Annotated in this window: 20 protein-coding genes; 17 read left to right on the top strand and 3 right to left on the bottom strand. The window is 69.2% G+C overall.

What is annotated here, in order from left to right; genetic code table 11:
• Window positions 1-4 precede the first annotated feature (4 nt).
• From OG494_RS40570 to OG494_RS40505, 14 genes are all read left to right on the top strand, one after another.
• Window positions 5-631, top strand: coding sequence for an IspD/TarI family cytidylyltransferase (locus OG494_RS40570; RefSeq protein ID WP_328447895.1), 627 nt, complete (start codon window positions 5-7; stop codon window positions 629-631).
• Window positions 628-1,095, top strand: coding sequence for a 2-C-methyl-D-erythritol 2,4-cyclodiphosphate synthase (gene ispF / locus OG494_RS40565; protein ID WP_328447893.1), 468 nt, complete (start codon window positions 628-630; stop codon window positions 1,093-1,095). Before OG494_RS40570 ends, ispF begins: the two co-directional genes overlap by 4 nt.
• A gap of 159 nt (window positions 1,096-1,254) precedes the next feature.
• Entirely contained in the window at window positions 1,255-1,461 is a 207-nt protein-coding gene (locus OG494_RS40560; RefSeq protein WP_328447891.1) for a hypothetical protein, read from the top strand.
• Window positions 1,462-1,471: 10 nt separating this feature from the next.
• A complete protein-coding gene (locus OG494_RS40555; protein WP_328447889.1) occupies window positions 1,472-1,867 on the top strand; it encodes a PPOX class F420-dependent oxidoreductase in 396 nt (131 codons plus the stop codon).
• Window positions 1,868-1,889: 22 nt separating this feature from the next.
• Entirely contained in the window at window positions 1,890-2,588 is a 699-nt protein-coding gene (locus OG494_RS40550) for an HAD family hydrolase (RefSeq protein WP_328447887.1), read from the top strand.
• A 42-nt stretch (window positions 2,589-2,630) separates the two neighbouring features.
• Window positions 2,631-4,019, top strand: coding sequence for a cysteine--tRNA ligase (gene cysS / locus OG494_RS40545; protein WP_328447885.1), 1,389 nt, complete (start codon window positions 2,631-2,633; stop codon window positions 4,017-4,019).
• 32 nt (window positions 4,020-4,051) lie between these two features.
• A complete protein-coding gene (gene rlmB, locus OG494_RS40540; protein ID WP_247058755.1) occupies window positions 4,052-5,008 on the top strand; it encodes a 23S rRNA (guanosine(2251)-2'-O)-methyltransferase RlmB in 957 nt (318 codons plus the stop codon).
• A 76-nt stretch (window positions 5,009-5,084) separates the two neighbouring features.
• Window positions 5,085-6,518 (top strand): MBOAT family O-acyltransferase, encoded by a 1,434-nt coding sequence (locus tag OG494_RS40535; RefSeq protein ID WP_328447883.1) that lies wholly within the window; start codon window positions 5,085-5,087, stop codon window positions 6,516-6,518.
• A gap of 141 nt (window positions 6,519-6,659) precedes the next feature.
• A complete protein-coding gene (locus tag OG494_RS40530) occupies window positions 6,660-7,022 on the top strand; it encodes a hypothetical protein (RefSeq protein ID WP_328447881.1) in 363 nt (120 codons plus the stop codon).
• A 3-nt stretch (window positions 7,023-7,025) separates the two neighbouring features.
• On the top strand, window positions 7,026-7,634 hold the full coding sequence (locus tag OG494_RS40525; protein ID WP_328447879.1) for a histidine phosphatase family protein: 609 nt from the start codon (window positions 7,026-7,028) through the stop codon (window positions 7,632-7,634).
• Window positions 7,635-7,707: 73 nt separating this feature from the next.
• Window positions 7,708-8,280 (top strand): transglutaminase-like domain-containing protein, encoded by a 573-nt coding sequence (locus OG494_RS40520; RefSeq protein WP_328447877.1) that lies wholly within the window; start codon window positions 7,708-7,710, stop codon window positions 8,278-8,280.
• Window positions 8,281-8,463: 183 nt separating this feature from the next.
• Window positions 8,464-9,477, top strand: a complete 1,014-nt coding sequence (locus OG494_RS40515; RefSeq protein ID WP_328447876.1) for a hypothetical protein — start codon at window positions 8,464-8,466, stop codon at window positions 9,475-9,477.
• 2 nt (window positions 9,478-9,479) lie between these two features.
• Window positions 9,480-10,118, top strand: coding sequence for a hypothetical protein (locus tag OG494_RS40510; protein WP_328447874.1), 639 nt, complete (start codon window positions 9,480-9,482; stop codon window positions 10,116-10,118).
• A 72-nt stretch (window positions 10,119-10,190) separates the two neighbouring features.
• Window positions 10,191-10,862: an HD family phosphohydrolase gene (locus OG494_RS40505; protein WP_328447872.1), complete on the top strand. Its 672-nt coding sequence runs from the start codon at window positions 10,191-10,193 to the stop codon at window positions 10,860-10,862.
• Here OG494_RS40505 and OG494_RS40500 read toward each other — a convergent pair.
• Both OG494_RS40500 and OG494_RS40495 read right to left on the bottom strand, forming a co-directional pair.
• On the bottom strand, window positions 10,859-11,509 hold the full coding sequence (locus tag OG494_RS40500; protein WP_328447870.1) for a class II aldolase/adducin family protein: 651 nt from the start codon (window positions 11,507-11,509) through the stop codon (window positions 10,859-10,861). The two genes, OG494_RS40505 and OG494_RS40500, sit on opposite strands and share 4 nt — an antisense overlap.
• 409 nt (window positions 11,510-11,918) lie before the next feature.
• Window positions 11,919-12,968, bottom strand: a complete 1,050-nt coding sequence (locus OG494_RS40495; RefSeq protein ID WP_328447868.1) for a hypothetical protein — start codon at window positions 12,966-12,968, stop codon at window positions 11,919-11,921.
• Between the two features lie 130 nt (window positions 12,969-13,098).
• Here OG494_RS40495 and OG494_RS40490 point away from each other — a divergent pair, with 130 nt between their 5' ends.
• The 3 genes from OG494_RS40490 to OG494_RS40480 are packed head-to-tail and all read left to right on the top strand — an operon-like array spanning window position 13,099 to window position 16,820.
• Window positions 13,099-14,328, top strand: coding sequence for a DUF445 family protein (locus OG494_RS40490; RefSeq protein ID WP_328447866.1), 1,230 nt, complete (start codon window positions 13,099-13,101; stop codon window positions 14,326-14,328).
• A 59-nt stretch (window positions 14,329-14,387) separates the two neighbouring features.
• Window positions 14,388-15,563 (top strand): DUF445 domain-containing protein, encoded by a 1,176-nt coding sequence (locus tag OG494_RS40485; protein WP_328459176.1) that lies wholly within the window; start codon window positions 14,388-14,390, stop codon window positions 15,561-15,563.
• A gap of 39 nt (window positions 15,564-15,602) precedes the next feature.
• On the top strand, window positions 15,603-16,820 hold the full coding sequence (locus OG494_RS40480; RefSeq protein WP_328447864.1) for a DUF445 domain-containing protein: 1,218 nt from the start codon (window positions 15,603-15,605) through the stop codon (window positions 16,818-16,820).
• A gap of 47 nt (window positions 16,821-16,867) precedes the next feature.
• Here OG494_RS40480 and OG494_RS40475 read toward each other — a convergent pair whose 3' ends face one another.
• Window positions 16,868-17,305, bottom strand: a complete 438-nt coding sequence (locus OG494_RS40475; RefSeq protein WP_328447862.1) for a hypothetical protein — start codon at window positions 17,303-17,305, stop codon at window positions 16,868-16,870.
• Between the last annotated feature and the right edge of the window lie 14 nt (window positions 17,306-17,319).

The following is a 17,319-nucleotide window of genomic DNA, read 5'->3' as shown; positions in this document are numbered from 1 at the left end:
ACCGATGAACGTCGTCGTGATCGTGACCGTCGCACACCACGCCTCCGACGGAGAGCTCGCTCTCACGCCGGTCCGTGGTGAAGCGCTACTCACGCACACCGTGCGGGGGCTGCTGGCAGTACCGGAGATCGATCTGGTTCTCGTGGCGGCCCCCCAGCGGTGTGCGCAAGTCTATGCAGAGGTCCTCGAGGATCTCTCGTGCCGGGTCGTCCCCGGTTCGCTCCGGCAGGCCTTCGCCGTCGTCGAGCCCGAACTTTCCCGTGACTCCGTTCTACTCCTCCACGACGCGCTGCGGGCCTTCATTCCTGCGCAAACGGTGCGCGACGTGATCACCGCGGTCGGTGACGCGCACCCGATCGTCGTCCCGGTGCTCCCGATGGCCGACACCGTGAAGGTGACCGACGCGGCCGAGTTGATCGTCGGCACCGAGGACCGGACCCGGCTGCGCACCGCCCAGACCCCGGTCGGCTTCACCCTCGAAGCGTTCCGCGCGGCCGACCTGTCGGCCGGCGTCCACGAGGGCGCGGCGACCGTGCCGGGGCACCCGGACGCGATGCGCGTCACCACCGACTTCGAACTTTCCCTGGCCGAGGCGATCGCGGCGGCACCGAGCACGGAGGAGACGCTGTGAGGATCGGCAACGGGGTGGACGTCCACCCGATCGAGGCGGGCCGCGAGTGCTGGATCGCCGGGCTGAGCTGGCCGGGCGTCGACGGCTGCGCGGGTCACTCGGACGGCGACGTCGCGGCGCACGCCCTGTGCGACGCGCTCCTGTCCGCGGCCGGCCTGGGCGATCTCGGCGCGGTGTTCGGCACCGGCGACCCCCGGATGGACGGCGCGCACGGCGCCGCCATGCTCACCGAGGTCCGCGGCCTGATCGAGGCCGAGGGCTGGCGGGTCGCGAACGCGACGGTCCAGATCGTCGGCAACGCCCCCCGCGTGGGCAAGCGGCGCGAGGAAGCCCAGAAGGTGCTCTCGGAGGCCGTCGGCGGCCCGGTGAGCGTGTCCGGCACCACATCGGACGGCCTGGGCCTCACCGGCCGCGGCGAAGGCATCGCGGCGTTCGCCACCGCCCTGCTGCTGACGGCGGACTAGCCTCGCCGACCGGGTTGTCCACAGCCGGGCCGAGATGTGGACAACGAGGCCCCGCCTGTGACGTTTCCCGCTTTTCGTCGGAGGGTCCCGATACGCTGGAAGCGGGGCCGGTCCCCCGGAGAGGGCGGGGGCTGCTTTCCGGCGGCCAGGCCCTCGACCATGGGAAGGGCCGTGACCTGCGACCCGGCCCTCGCGTCAGCGTGTCGGTCTCCGACGCCGGGAATCCCGACCAGCACCGTCTGCCGCGACCCGAGCAAGACGCCGAGCCACAAGTACCTCGGCGAGGACCCGCCCCCGGAGGGCAGTGACGTCGAACGGGTGATCGTCCGCCTGCGCGTCGAGAAGATCGCGGGCACCGTCAAATAGGGTCCAGACCATGGGTGTGACATTCAACGACGCGACCAAGGCGCTGCTCGACGGGAAGAACTACCCCGTCGTCGCCACCACCAACGCCGACGGCTCGCCGCAGAGCTCGGTCGTCTGGGCGCGCCGCGACGGCGACACCGTGGTCTTCGTGACCGTCCGGGGCCGGCGCAAGGAACGCAACATCCGTCGCGACCCCCGGGTCTCGCTCTCCGTCTTCGACCTGGCCGATCCGGAGAACTACGTCGAAATCCGCGGGCGGGCCGAGGTCACCGCCGAGGGTGGCCGCGAGCTGAACGACGAGCTGGCCCGCAAGTACATCGGCGCGGACTTCCCGCCCGAGCCGGCCGACGTCGTGCGCGTGCTCGTCCGCGTTGTTCCCGAACACATCACAGGGCATTCGGCCTGATGCTCCCGTTAGGCTGAATCCCATGACGATCAGGGCGGTGTTGTTCGACTACTCCGGCACGCTTTTCCGGCTCGAGCAGGACGAAACCTGGCTCACCGAACTGACCGACCACGTGGGCACGCCGCTCGACGTCGAGGCCCAGGCCGAGCTGATGCGCCGGATGACGGCGCCGGTGGGCCAGGTCGTCGAGCTGGACGCCGACCACCAGCACGCCTGGCACCACCGCGACCGCGACCCCGTGCTGCACCGGAAGGTGTACCTGGAGGTCCTCAAGAAGTCCGGCGTCCCGCGCCCGGAGCAGGCCGTCGCGCTGTACGACCGGCTCATCGATCCCAGCCAGTGGACGCCGTACCCGGACACCGAGGCCGCGCTGAAGGCGGCGTCCGAGCAGGGGCTCAAGGTCGGTGTCCTGAGCAACATCGCCTTCGACATCCGGCCCGCCTTCACCGCCCGCGGCTGGGACGCCTACGTCGACGAGTTCGTCCTGTCCTTCGAGGTCGGGGCGATCAAGCCGGAGCTGGAGATCTTCCGCCGGGCCGTGCAGGCGCTCGGCGTCCCGGCCACCGAGACCCTGATGGTCGGCGACAGCGAGGAGGCCGACGGCGGGGCCCGCGCGCTCGGCTGCGAGTTCGCGCTGGTCGACCCGCTGCCGACGGCGCAGCGGCCGGACGCCCTGCTCACGGCGCTGAGCGCGCACGGCGTCGGGCAGGACGCCGGCTAGGCGCCTGCGACCTCGCTCACGCCCACCCCGTACCCTTTCAGGGTGGCCCTACACCTTTTCGACACAGCGACCCGGAGCGTGCGGGAGTTCCAGCCCGCCCGTAGCGGAACGGCGTCGATCTACGTGTGTGGTGCCACCGTGCAGGGCGTCCCCCACATCGGGCACATCCGCGGCGCCCTGAACTACGACGTCCTGCGCCGCTGGCTCGTCCACAATGGACTGGACGTGCTGCTGGTCCGCAACGTCACGGACATCGACGACAAGATCCTGACCAAGGCCGCCGCCGCGGATCGCCCCTGGTGGGAGTGGGCCGCGACCCACGAGCGCGCCTTCGAGCAGGCCTACGAGCAGCTCGGCTGCCTCCCGCCGTCGATCAACCCGCGCGCGACCGGGCACGTCACCCAGATGGTCGAGCTGATGCAGCGGCTGATCGACCAGGGGCACGCCTACGCCGTGGACGGCGACGTCTACTTCTCGGTGAAGTCGTTCGACGACTACGGCAAGCTGTCCGGCCAGGTCCTCGAAGACGTCCAGCAGGGCGAGACGCCGACCCGCGGCAAGCAGGACCCGCGCGACTTCACGCTGTGGAAGAGCGCCAAGCCCGGCGAGCCGTCGTGGCCGACGCCGTGGGGCGACGGCCGGCCGGGCTGGCACCTCGAGTGCTCGGCGATGGCCACGGCCTACCTCGGCGCGGAGTTCGACATCCACGGCGGCGGGATCGACCTGGTCTTCCCGCACCACGAAAACGAGCGCGCGCAGTCGAACGCCGCCGGCGACCCGTTCGCCCGTTACTGGCTGCACAACGCGTGGGTCACCATGTCCGGCGAGAAGATGTCGAAGTCGCTGGGCAACACCGTGACGATCCCCGCGATGCTGGAGCGCTACCGGGCGGCCGAGCTGCGGTACTACCTGGTGCAGCCGCACTACCGGTCCAACATCGAGTACTCCGACGGCGCGGTCTCCGAGGCTGCGCAGGGCTACCGCCGGATCGAGCAGTTCCTCCGCCGGGCCGCGCAGTCGGGCGAGGTGGCGCTGGGCACGGTCCCGGCGGAGTTCGCCGCGGCGCTGAACGACGATCTGGCCACCCCGCAGGCGTTCGCCGTGGTCCACACCACGGTGCGGGACGGTAACGCCGCCCTCGACGCGGGCGACACCTCCAAGGCACTCGAACTCGCCGCCGCCGTGCGCGCGATGACCGACGTGCTCGGCCTCGACCCGCTGTCCGCGCGCTGGTCCGAGGCGGGCGGTTCCGACACGCCCACCAAAGAAGCGCTGGACTTCCTCGTCAAGGACCTGCTGGCCACGCGTCAGCAGGCCCGGGCCGAGAAGGACTTCGCCCGCGCGGACGCCGCCCGTGACCGCCTCCAGCAGGCGGGCATCGTGGTCGAGGACACCCCTAACGGTCCACAGTGGACAGTCAAGTCCGACTGAGCCGTTCTCCATAACCGCAAGGACTTTTCAGCATGGCAGGCAACTCCCGGCGCCAGGGCGCCATCCGCAAGACGGGCACCAAGAAGGGTGCCGTCGTCGGTTCCGGCGGTCAGCGCCGCAAGGCCCTCGAAGGCAAGGGCCCGACCCCGAAGGCGGAGGACCGTCCCGGGCACAAGGCGTACCGCCAGAACAACGCCCAGACCAAGCGCGACCAGGCGCGGCAGAAGAAGGCCGACAAGCCGGAACTGATCGCCGGGCGCAACCCGGTGGTCGAGGCGTTGCGCGCGGACGTCCCGGCGACCGCGCTGTACGTCGCGATCAACATCGAGATCGACGACCGCGTGAACGACGCCGTCCGGCTGGCCGGCGACAAGGGCATCTCGATCCTGGAGATCCCGCGCGAGGAACTGGACCGCAAGACGAACCGGGCCGTGCACCAGGGCCTGGGCCTGCAGGTCCCGCCGTTCGAGTACGCCCACCCGGACGACCTGATGGCGGCGGCGCGCAACTCGGGCGAGGTGCCCCTGTTCGTCGCGCTCGACGGCGTCACCGACCCGCGCAACCTCGGCGCGGTGATCCGCTCGGCGGCCGCCTTCGGCGCCCACGGCGTGCTGCTGCCGGAGCGGCGCAGCGCGGGCATGACCGCGGTGGCGTGGCGCACGAGCGCGGGCACGGCGGCGAAGCTGCCGATCGCGGTCGCGACCAACCTCACGCGCCAGTTGAAGTCCTGGGCGAACGAGGGCCTGATGCTGGTCGGCCTGGACGCGGACGGCTCGGTCGAGATCGACGGGCTGGAGCTGGCGGCGGACCCGCTGGTCATCGTGCTGGGCTCGGAAGGCCGCGGCTTGTCACGTCTCGTCCGCGAGACGTGCGACGCGACCGTGTCGATCCCGATGGCGGCGGGCGTGGAGTCGTTGAACGCGTCGGTGGCGGCGGGCGTGCTGCTGGCCGAGGTCGCGCGGCGCCGTCGTCTCGCCGGGCGGATCTGAGCCCCACCTTCACGACAGGGAACCACCCACTCGGGTTAAGGTCACCATCGGATAAACCGAGGGGACCAGACCACCGATGTCATTCGTTTCGCCACTGTTCCTGTGGTACTTCATGCCGGCGGTGCTCATCGCCGTGCTGGTGTGCCCGCGGACCTGGCGCAACGGCATCATCGCGGTCGGCAGCCTGCTGTTCTACACGATCGGCGCCGGGCCGTTCGTGTTCCTGCTGCTCGGCTGCATGGTCGTCAACTTCATGGCCGGGCCGCTGCTGGAGGCGAGCCCGTGGGACGTCCAGGGCGTCCGGCGGCGGCGGATCCTCATCGCCGTCGTCTCGCTCGACGTCGGCGTCCTGCTGATCTGGAAGTACGCCGGGTTCGCGACCCAGCAGATCGCCGCCGTCTCGCACTGGTTCGGCGGCAGCCTGCCCGTCGCGAGCCTGGTGGTGCCGATCGGCATCTCGTTCTACACGTTCCACCACATCTCGTACGTGGTCGACATCTACCGCGGCGAGCGCCCGGCGCTGCGCAACCCGGTGTCGTTCGCGGCGTACATCGCGATGTTCCCGCAGCTGGTCGCCGGCCCGATCGTGCGTTACCGCGAGATCGCCGACCAGCTGCCGCAGCTGCGCTCCCACCGCCTCGACGACATCGCGGCGGGCTTCCCCCGGTTCGCGCTGGGCCTGTGCAAGAAGACGATCATCGCGGACTCCCTGAGCCCGCTGGTCGAGGCGTGCTTCAAGGTCCCCCCGGACCAGATGACGTTCGCGACGGCGTGGCTGGGCGCGATCGGTTACACACTCCAGCTGTTCTTCGACTTCTCGGGCTATTCGGACATGGCGATCGGCCTGGGCCGCATGCTGGGCTTCCGCCTCCCGGAGAACTTCGCCAGGCCGTACTCGTCGGTGACGATCACGGAGTTCTGGCGCCGTTGGCACATGAGCCTGTCCCGCTGGTTCCGCGACTACGTCTACATCCCCCTGGGCGGCAACCGTCATGGAGCGGGCAAGACGTACCGCAACCTGTGCGTGGTGTTCGTCCTGACGGGCTTCTGGCACGGCGCGCAATGGACGTTCCTGGTGTGGGGCTGCTACCACGGCGCGCTCCTGGTGATCGAGCGCCGCTTCGGCCTGGACCTGAACCCGGCCGACCCCCGCAAGCGCTACCTGCGCAGGGCGCTGACGATGCTCCTGGTGGTCTTCGGCTGGGTCTTCTTCCGCTCGCAGGACATCGGCCACGCGCTGGCGATGATCGGCCACATGCTGATCCCGGACTTCGACGGCTTGGGTGCCGGGGTGGAGCAGGCGTTCACCAACCAGCGCCTGGTGTTGCTGCTGGCGGCGCTGGCGGTCTTCGTGCTCCCGGCCCACCCGGTGACGGGCCCGCTGCTGGAGTCGTCCCGAAGCCGCCCGGCCACGGCGCTGCGCATAGGTGTGATGACGGTGGGCCTGATCTACGCGGCGATCCTGATCGCCACGGGCACGTTCAGCCCGTTCCTGTACTACCAGTTCTGACGCGGACGCCCCAAAAGCACCACGACCAGCCCTCCCCACCGAACCGATAAGCGGCCGATCCGGCGTTCGGGTCGGTGGGGTTACGGCAGAGAACCAAACAGCCGTGGCAGCATGATCGGGGAACAGTCAGAAAGGCGCGGGATGACCGACCCGAGTGAACTGGACAAGATCCCCGGCGTGATCCCCTACGTGGACAACCACACCGGGCCAAGACGGCTGCTCACCATCGAAATCCCCCACCTGGGCCACACCGTCCGCGCCTACGCCCCGATAGCGAGCGTCGACGGCCGACAGTACGTGGTCTCCTGGGGCTCGGTCACCTTCGAGATCCCCGCCGACCGCAACGTGCACGTCAGCGTCCACCTGCACACCAACAGCGGCCACGAACACACGATCACGCCGTTCGCCTCGATCGTCCTGTCCCCCCACCCCGCGCCGCTGCGGCTGCTCGCCCAGTTCGTCCCGACCCAGGGGCCCCAGGGCGCGCTCGTGCCCGTCGGCTGACCCGTGCTGGCGGCGCGCTACCTCCTCCTCACCCGGCACGGCGAAGCGACCCCGGACGAGACCGGGCTCACCGAAGCCGGGCAGCGGCAGGCGGTTCTGCTCGGACGGCGGTTGCGCGAACTGCCCGTCGCCGCCATCCACCACGGACCGCTCCGGCGGGCCGCGCTCACCGCCGCCATCATCGGCGACCAGCTGCCCGGTGTGCCGCTCCACGTCGACGAGGCGGCCGGCGACTTCGTGCCCTACCTCCCGAAGCGGGAAGAGCTGCCCGAGACGTCCGCCGACCGGCTGCTCGCCATCACCCGGCAGCTGCCACCCGCCGACGAGGAGCTCGCCGCCGAAGCCGAACGGCGGTTCACCGGGCCCATTCCCGGGAACGAGGCGCGGTTCGACCTCGTCGTCACGCACAACTACCTCATCTCCTGGCTCGTGCGCGCTTCGCAGGACGCGCCGCCGTGGCGGTGGCTCGCGCTCAACCACGGCAACACGGCGCTGACCGTCATCCGCTACGTGCCGGGGCGGCCCGCCGCGCTGCTGACCTACAACGACCAAGGTCATCTCCCCGCCGCGCTGCGCTGGACGGGCTTCCCACCCGAGTTTTACCTTCCGTGACCGGGAAACGCGGAGCGTGTCCGCCACCGAAAACAGGTCTCGCCCGAATGGCCGAGCCTGTCAGGATGGCCGGATGAGTTTTGTGCCGTCACCCACGTCCGTTCGGCTGAGCGACTACCTCGCGGCCGACGCCGTCGTCGATCACGACCACCCCGCGATCCGGGCGCAGGCGGAACAACTGACGGACGGCCGCCGCGACTACGCCGAAGCCGCGTTCCTGTTCGTGCGGGACGAGATCGACCACGTCATCGACGCCGCCGATCCGCGGGTCACCTGGCGGGCGTCGGATGTGCTGCGCGAGCGCGTCGGGATCTGCTACGCCAAGTCCCACCTGCTGGCCGCTTTGCTTAGGGCACAAGGGATCCCGGCCGGGTTCTGCTACCAGGAGCTCTCCGCGCTGCACGGGCTGAATGCCGTGTACCTGCACGGCACGTGGTCGCGCCTCGACGCCCGCGGCAACCGCACGGGGGCCGGCGGAGAGTTCTCCCTCGACGTCGAACGGCTCGCTTGGCCCGTCGACTCCGCGCGCGGCGAACGCGATCACCCGGAGATCCATCCCGCGCCGGCGCCGGCGGTGCTGGACTTCCTGATGACGGCCGAACCGGGCGCCGGCTGGTACGAAAACGGGCTGCCGGCGACGCTCTGAACCCGGTTCAGCGCTGTTTTCCGAAAACCCGGCCATTCGGTGAATTATTGCCGAGAGTGACGTCCGACGTCCTCAGCTGTCCCCCGAATCTCTTATTTCGCGCTTCCCGCGACGCGCGTAAAGTGACTCCCCGCACTCGAACCGACACTTTAAGCATTCGTCTGTTCGGGTGATTCGAGGGAGGTGAAGCACGTGGCCGCGGAAGGCGGACGCCTCCGCCGTACCCCACTGCAAGAGATCTTCTGGACCAGGACGAGCCTGCTGCTCACGGTACTCGTCGTGGTCGCCGGTCTCAGCTTGTGGCTGGCCGGCTTGATGGAACCCGGCACCGGGAAGAACCTGGTGACGTCGCTGGGCACCGGCACCCTGATCTCCGCGATCGTGGGGTTCGGCACCAGCCTGATCACCGCCAGCGCTTCGCAGCGGGCGCTGGTGACCCCGGTGATCGAAGAAAGCAGGCGCGCGCTGGAGGACCTCAGCGCCGAATACCGCGCGCTGAACAAGGAGTTCTTCCCCACCGACGTGTTCGAGGCGACGACCGATCCCGACCCCGCGTTCAACCGCGCGCTGATGGCCGACCTCGACGCGACCCGGCAGTACTTCTTCCGCGGTTTCTCCGGGCGGCACGCCGCCGCCCGCCTGCTGCTTTCCCGCACGGAACGCGAACTGCGTGCCGTGATCGCCGATCCGCGTGACGCGAGCTCGATCAGCGGGCGGGCCCGCTACCTGCTCCGCCGCGAAGCGGGCGACGTCGACTACGAACAGATCCAGACCCGGCTCGACGAAGAGATCCGGATCGGGCTGGTCGGCCTCTTCCTGGCGCGCAGCCGCTGCGCGCAGGTCGACATCACCGTGGTCGCCGACCCGCCGCTGGACCGGCTCGAGATGTTCGACGACAGCGTGTGGATGTCGCTCTACAGCGACGTTCGCGGCGCCACGAAGCTGTACCCGCGGTCCCTGCGGTTCACCGAGGGTTCCTTCCTCTACAACATGGAGCGCGCCGAGTTCGTGCGCGTCTCGCAGTCCCGGACCGGCCGCCACTTCCGCATCACGTCCGCGACGACGCGGACGGATTTCCTGGCGCTGTTCGAAAAGATCACCGGATCCCCGTTGTCCGAGGAGCAGTTCCGTGAGCTGGAAAGCAAGTTCCACGCCTTCCGCACGGAGTTCTCCGAAGTCGCCGAGCTAGGGAGCTGACCTTGCTCACCCGCCTGTCCCCGCTCACCGAACTGGCCACGCGCCTGCGCACGGCCGGGTTCCCGCTCGCCACCGACTGGCGCGTGGTCGACACCTGGTTCCGGTCGTGGGCCGATCACCCCGAACTGCGGGACGAGCTGCGTTCGCAGCTGCGCTCGCTGTCCGCCAGGCAAGCCGCGAAACTCCTGCGCTCGTCCCGGGAAACCACGACCCATTTCGCCTGGTGCCTGCTCGATTCGCCAACCGACCCGTTTTCCTTCTGGCTGCACGAATACAAGGCGCAGGAGGACTGGCGGGAGGGGTACGCGGATTCCGTGCACAACCACAGGTACCACTTCTGCACCACCATTCTCCGGGGCAACTACCTCCACGAAAGGTACGAGACGACCCACGATCCCCGCACCGGCCTGATCGACTCCGCACAGCTGCGGCGCCGGACGTTGTGCCAGGCCGGAGCGTGCGCCACCATGCTGGCCGACGAATACCACCGGATTCCGGCGGCGGCCAGCGGCACGATGACGTTTCTCGTGAAATCACGGCCGGTGAGCACGTTCAGCCTTTCCTACGATCCGCGCAGCGGAATCGGCCATCGTCACGTTCCGGTCGAGGTCCGATTGGGGGAATTGGCGGAGCGAATCTAGCTACACACCGGCGTCAGCGACGCTTACCATTACTCCACCCGTCTGAATACCACGGCCGGGATGGGAGAGGGTATGCGCACGCAGGAAAACACGATCAACGACGTGACCGTGAGCGCCGTCGAGAACCGGGTGCACCGGCTCTGCCAGGAGTACGCCGAGCGGCTGCAGTTCCACGGCTGGCACCACGTGAGCTTCGTCCGCGCGAAGGCGGGCGGCTTCGCCCAGCACAACGGAGCCGACCGCACCGTCGTGGAGGTGGCCGCGCTGGTGCACGACGTCAACTACCTGGTGCTCCGCAATTCGCCGGCCGCCGCCGGCAGCGGCCTCCGCGGGGAGCTCCTCGCCGAGTGCGGCGTCGCCGACGGCGTCGCGCGCTGGATCGACGAAATCGTCGACGAAGCCGAAATGGCCACCCGTGGCCGCGACATTTCGCTGGAAGCGCAGGCGTTGAGCGACGCGGACACGCTGTTCAAGGCGCTGCCGGTGACGCCGGTGGTGCTCGCGCACCGCTACCTGCGCGAGAACGGCCTGAGCCTGCGGGAGCTGGCGGACAAGATCGTCGGCGAGCAGTGCGACGTCCACGACGAGGGGTACTACTTCTACAACCCCGAAGCGGCGGCGACTTACTCGCGCTGGGCGATGGCGAACCTGCAGCTGTGGCAGTGCATCCAGGAGGCGGTCGACGACCCGACGGTCGTGGAGCTGCTGGACGCGGTGCACGCGGTCGACGCGGTGGCGTCTTAACGCTGCCCGTAGCCCCGCAGCCGGTCGACGACCTTCGCCACCTCGGGCGGCGGCAGCAGGCTCGGCCGGCCGGCGCTCTGCGCGAGCAGCCACACGCGGCACGCCCACTCGAGCTGCTGCGCGCGGTGGTACGCGGCTTCGAGGCCGTCGCCGTAGGTGAGGGTGCCGTGGTTCGCCATCAGGCAGCCACGGCGCCCTTCGAGTGCTTCCAGAACGGCGGAGGCGAGCTCGGGCGTGCCGTAGGTGGCGTAGCGCGCGACGCGCACGGAAGGGCCGATGGTGGCGACGATGTAGTGGATCGGCGGCACTTCCCGCACGAGCGTCGACACGGCGGTGGCGTGCGGCGAGTGCGTGTGCACGACCGCGGTCACCGGCTCGTCGTCCGGATCGCGCGCGTCCCAGTAGATCGAGAGGTGCATCGGCAGCTCACTGGTCGGCTGCAGCTCGCCGTCGATGACCTCCCCGCCGAGATCCACCACGGGGATGTCGGCGGGGGTCATCGCGGAGAAGGCGACCCCGGTGGGCGTGACGGCGACGAGGTCCCCGGCGCGCACGGAGACGTTCCCCGAGGTCCCGACGACCAGGCCGTCACCGACCATCCGCCGGGCATAAGCGCAGACGGCGGCCCGCTCGGTCTCGAGGATCATGCGCAGGTCCGTCCCGTCTCGTGGTGATCAGCGGCTGTAGAGCACACTGCCAGCCACCCACCCACGAGGATCGGCCACCTACCCATCCGGGGGATACCGCCCCGCCGTCCACGGCGCGGCCCCGGCAGGTCCCGGCGTCGGATTCGGCACGCCCTGACTTCCCGATCAAGCCTGGGAAAGCCGTGAAGGCCTCCTTACCGGCTCTTATGGCCGGTAAGGAGGCCTTCACGGCTTCGGGTCCTGGTGGCGCCCCGGCCGGCGTGCGGGCACGACGCGTGCCGAACGCTCGAACCGGCTTCGGCGCAGCCCCCACCCGTCCCGGGGGGCGTCCCCTGTCCAGTCTATCGGCTCTGACCTGCAAAAACAGGAGCTCCGGAAATCTGTGGACAACCGGGGCCGATGTGGATAACTACGCCTTGGCGGGCTGTGCCGGGGCCGGCTGCGCCTTCGCGGCCGGGGAAGGAGCGGCAGCAGGCGCGGCGGCCGGGGCAGGTGCCGGCTTGCGGTCCCCGTTCGCCGGAGCCGAACCAGCCGAACCAGCCGAGCCAGCCGGAGCCGGAGCCAAACCAGCCGGAGCCGGTGCAGCCGAACCAGCCGGCGTCGAGCCAGCCGGAGCCTGAGCCGAACCAGCCGGCGCCGGAGCAGCAGCAGCAGTCTCCTCCGCCGGGGCCAGCAGCTTCATCGCTTCCCGGACCGCCACATCCGTCGCCGCGATTCGCTCCGCGACCTTGGTCCGCAGGTCCAGCGCCAGCTTCCGGTTCTGGTCGGCTTCCGCCTGGCGGGCGCGGGCCTCGACCAGCGCCGCCTCCGTCTCCTGCTTCTTGCGCGCGACTTCCTGCTCGAAGATGTGCTTCTTCTTCGCCAGCTCCTCCGAAGCCACCTTGTCCGCTTCGGCGCGCTTGGCGGCCGCGAGTTCTTCGGCCTTCGCGTCGGCTTCCTTGCGGGAGCGGTCGGCCGCCGCCGAAAGCTCGACGCGCTTGGCGCCCGCCGCCGCGTTCAGCTTCTCGATCTCGATCTTCGCGTCCTTTTGCAGGCGCGTGCGCTCTTCTTCCGCGTCCTTCGCCAGCTTGTCCGCCGTGCGGCGCGACTCGTGCGCGTACTTGTCGGCCTGGTCGCGCGTCGAGGCCGCGTCGGCTTCCGCGGCCGCGCGCAGGTCGGCGATCTCCTCCTCGGCGAGCTGCATCATCATCCGGACGCGCTCGGCCATCGCGCCGGCGCCGGACGGGCTGGAGCTCATCCGCGCGAGGGCGGCCTTCGTCTCGGCGAGTTCCTTCTGCGCGTACGCGAGAGCTTTCGAAAGGTCCGACGCCGTCGCGGCGGACTCGTCGCGGCTGCGCGCCGCCTCGCGGACCTCCTTGGTCAGCTCGGCCAGACGCTCGTCGACCTGACGCTGGTTGTAGCCGCGGACACCCACGGCGAATGTCTTCGAGGTGGACTGGGACTTCTCAGGCGCGACCATGCGGGCCACCCTAATGATCCGGGGCCCGTTCGTCTGTACCGCCAAACGGATGCATCACGAATTTGGGAACCCCCGGTCACCCATGGCATTCTGACCGTTGTTGACCAGCGGTTGCCGCGGGGAGGCCACTTTGGACACATCGGCGATCCTCGCGGACATCGGCGCCCACTGGCACGTGTACCTCACCATGCCGTTCATCGCGGCGCTGATCGGTTACGTCACCAAGCGCGTCGCCATCGAGATGATGTTCCGGCCCCTCGAGTTCACCGGGATCAAGCCGTTCCTCGGCTGGCAGGGCGTCATCCCGGCGAACTCCCGGCGGATGGCCACGACCGCCGTCGATCTGCTGACGCGCAACCTCGTCGACCCGCAGGAGATCTTCGCCCGGCTCGATCCGGAGGAAATGCTCAAAGAGCTCGAAACTCCGCTGCTCAAGGCCGTCGAAGACGTCACGCGCGAAGTCATGGAGACCTACCAGCCGCGGCTGTGGGAGATGCTGCCGTCGCGGGCGCAGCGATTGCTCGTCGACCAGGTCCGCGCGCAGGCGCCCGACGTCGTCAAGCGGCTCCTGCGCGAGGTCTCGACCAACATCGACGACGTCCTCGACGTCAACGACATGCTGATCGGCGCCATGGTCCGCGACAAGTCGCTGACCTGCCGGCTGATCCGCGAGGTCGCCGCGCCGGAGTTCAAGTTCATCGCGCGGTCCGGCGTCTACTTCGGGTTCGTGATCGGGCTCGTCCAGTTCGTCGCCTGGGCGCTGACGAAGGAGCCGCTGATCATGCCGATCTTCGGTTTTGTCACAGGCTTCGTCACGGACTGGCTGGCCCTCAAGATGATCTTCTACCCGCGCGAGCCGCGCGGCTTCGGCTTCTTCCGCTGGCAGGGCATGTTCCAGAAGCGCCGTCAGGAGGTCGCCGCCGACTACGGCGCGCTGATCGCCGACGAGGTGCTGACCGTGCGGAACGTGATGGAGGCCGTGCTCACCGGCCCGCGTGCCGACCGGCTGTTCGCGCTCATCACCCGCGAGGTGCAGCGCACGATCGACGCGCAGGCGAGCATCGCCAAGCCACTCGTCGCGCTGACCATGGGCGGCAAGCAGTACCAGGAGATGAAGCGCGCGGCCGCCGAGAAGGCCATCGCCTACCTCCCCGAAACGGTGAAACACGTCGAGAGCTACGCCACCGGCGCGCTCGACGTCCGCAACACGATCGTCGAAAAGATGCGGCAGCTGACGCCGATCGAGTTCGAAGGCATCCTGCGTCCGGCCTTCAAGCAGGACGAATGGAAGCTCATCGCGGTCGGTGCGGTGATCGGCGGGCTCGTCGGGGAACTGCAGGTGCTGCTCCTGCTGCACTGATCAAGGGCCGCTAGCGTGCGGTCGTGGACTTCAGCACGCACTGGCAGGTGTACGTCACCATGCCGTTCATCGCCGCGCTGATCGGGTACGTCACCAAGCGCGTCGCCATCGAAATGATGTTCCGGCCGCTCGAGTTCACCGGGGTCAGGCCGTTCCTCGGCTGGCAGGGCGTGCTGCCGGCGAACGCCGAGCGGATGGCGGCGACGGCCACCGAGATGCTGACGACGAACCTCGTCGACCCGAAGGAGATCTTCGCCCGGCTCGACCCGGCGCAGGTCGCGAAGGAGATCGAGCAGCCGCTGCTACGAGTGGTCGAGGACGTCACCCGCGACGTCATGGAGACCTACCAGCCGCGGCTGTGGGAGGTGCTGCCGAACACCGCGCAGCAGCTGCTCCTCAAGCGCGTCCAGTCGGAAGCGCCGAAGGCGATCACCAAGATCATGCGGGAGATCGCCGACAACATCGAGGACGTCCTCGACCTCAAGCACATGGTCGTGACGAACCTGGTGCGCGACAAGGCGTTGCTGAACCGGCTGATCCGCGACATCTCACGCCCGGAGATGCGGTTCATCGCCCGCTCCGGCATCGTCTTCGGCTTCATCCTCGGCTGCGTGCAGCTCGTCGTCTGGGCGCTGACGAAGTCGCCGATCGTGCTGCCGCTGTTCGGCCTCGCCATCGGCTGGCTCACCGACTGGCTGGCCCTGAAGATGATCTTCCTGCCGCGCGAACCACGCCGGTTCTTCGGGCTCTACACCTGGCAGGGTGTGTTCCAGAAGCGCCGCGACGTCGTGGCCGCCGACTACGGCGACATGATCGCGCGCGAGATCATCACCATCCCCAACCTGCTCGAAGCGGTGCTGCGCGGACCGAAGTCGGACAGGCTGTTCGCGATGATCACCCGCGAGGTGCAGAAGACGATCGACGCGCAGGCGAGCGTCGTCAAGCCGTTCGTCGCCATCGCCGTCGGCACCAAGCGGTTCCAGGAGATGAAGCAGACGGCCGCGACGAAGGCCGCGGAGCGCGTCCCGGAAACGATCCGGTACGCCGAGAACTACGCGATCAACGCGCTCGACGTCCGCAACACGATCGTGGACCGGATGCGGAAACTGAGCGCGCTGGAGTTCGAGCAGCTGCTGCGGCCGGCGTTCCGGCAGGACGAGTGGAAGCTGATCGCGGTCGGTGCGGTGATCGGCGGTCTCGTCGGAGAACTGCAGGTGCTCGCCCTGCTCGGCTAGCCGGTACGGTTTCGTTCTCGGCACTGCGAGGGAGGTCGGATGGACGCTGTCCTGGCCGACTTCGCCGCGCATTGGCCGCTGTACACGGCGATGCCGTTCATCGCGGCGCTGATCGGGTACGTCACCAAGCGCGTCGCCATCGAGATGATGTTCCGGCCCGTGGAGTTCCTCGGGATCCCGCCGCTGCTCGGCTGGCAGGGGGTCGTCCCCAAGCACGGCGGGCGGATGGCGGCGGTCGCCACCGAGCTGCTGACGGCGAACCTCCTCGACCTGCGCGAGGTCTTCGGCCGGATCGACCCGGTGATCATCACGCACGAGCTGGAGCAGCCGCTGCTGCGCGCGGTCGACCACATCGCGCGCGAGGTGCTCGCCGAGCACCACCCGCGGCTGTGGGAGGTCATGCCGACGCTGGCGCAGGAGATGCTGATCAAGCAGGTCCAGTCGTCGGCGCCGCGGCTGGTGCGGGAGTTCCTCGACGACGTCCGCGAGAACCTCGACGAAGTGCTCGACGTCCAGCACATGACGGTCCAGCGGCTCACCCGCGACAAGGCGCTGCTGGTGCGGCTGATCCGCGAGACGTCCCGGCCGGAGATGGCGTTCATCGCGCGGATGGGCATCTACTTCGGCTTCGGGCTGGGCCTGGTGCAGACGATCGTCTGGGCGTTCACGCGCGAGCCGTGGGTGCTGCCGGTCTTCGGCGGCGTGATCGGGCTGTGCACGGACTGGCTGGCGATCAAGCTGATCTTCGTCCCGCGCGAACCGGTCCGCCTCGGGCGGGTGATCTTCCAGGGCAAGTTCCAGCGGCGACGCGCGGAGGTCGCGCGGCAGTACGGCGAGCTGATCGCGAACGAGGTCCTCACCGTCCAGAACCTGCTGGACGCCGTCCTGCGCGGCCCGCGCGCGGATCGCCTGGCGGCGCTGGTGGAGCAGATGGTCTCGTCGGCGGTCGACACCCAGATGTCGGCCTCGGTGCTGACGCTGACGGTGGGTGGCCCCCGGCTGCGTGAGATGAAGCACGCGGCGGCGGTCAAGGCGTTGCAGCACCTGCCGGACACAGCGCGCTACGCCGAGGGCTACCTGACCGAGGCGATGGACGTCGCGAAGATGATCGAGCAGCGGATGCTGGCGTTGACACCGCTGGAGTTCGAGGGCCTGCTGCGGCCCGCGTTCCGGCAGGACGAGTGGAAGCTGATCGCGGTCGGCGGGGTGATCGGCTTCCTGGTCGGGGAGCTGCAGGTCCTGCTGATGCTGGGCTGACGAGCCCGGCGTAGACACACCCTGGGAACCCGGCCGACGGCTTCGGGTCAGGTCCGCTTGCGGCTCGCGATCTCGTCGGAGAGCCGCTGCACCTGGGCGGGGTCCGCGTCCCGGGCAAGGGCGACGTAGTGGTCCATGACGGCCGGCCGGTAGCGCACGGGCAACGTCTGTCCCGGGGCGAGTCGGGTGAGCTCGGTGATCGTGAGGTCTTCGTCCGCGATACCGCGGAACGAGATGCCGCCGGCGGTCTCCACGTCGAGCATCAGGACCACGCGTGGATTGCTGTTGACCTCCCGCCAGTCGACGAGAACGCCGAGCGCAAGCGTCCCCGTGCGCAATTCCGCTTTGCGCTTCGATGCATCACGGCTCAGGAACGGGTTCGGGGCGACGCCCGGGAAGCCGGGCCCGACGCCGAGCGATTCCCGGCTCAGGTCGGGCCTGAGCTGCGCCATCAGATCGTCGAGCTTCTTCTTCGAACCGAACATCCTGGCCCCTCCCT

It is taken from the genome of Amycolatopsis sp. NBC_00438 (genome assembly GCF_036026695.1).
Classification (GTDB): domain Bacteria; phylum Actinomycetota; class Actinomycetes; order Mycobacteriales; family Pseudonocardiaceae; genus Amycolatopsis.
Note: the sequence above shows the minus strand (reverse complement) of the source record. Positions and strands in the feature narration are given on the sequence as shown.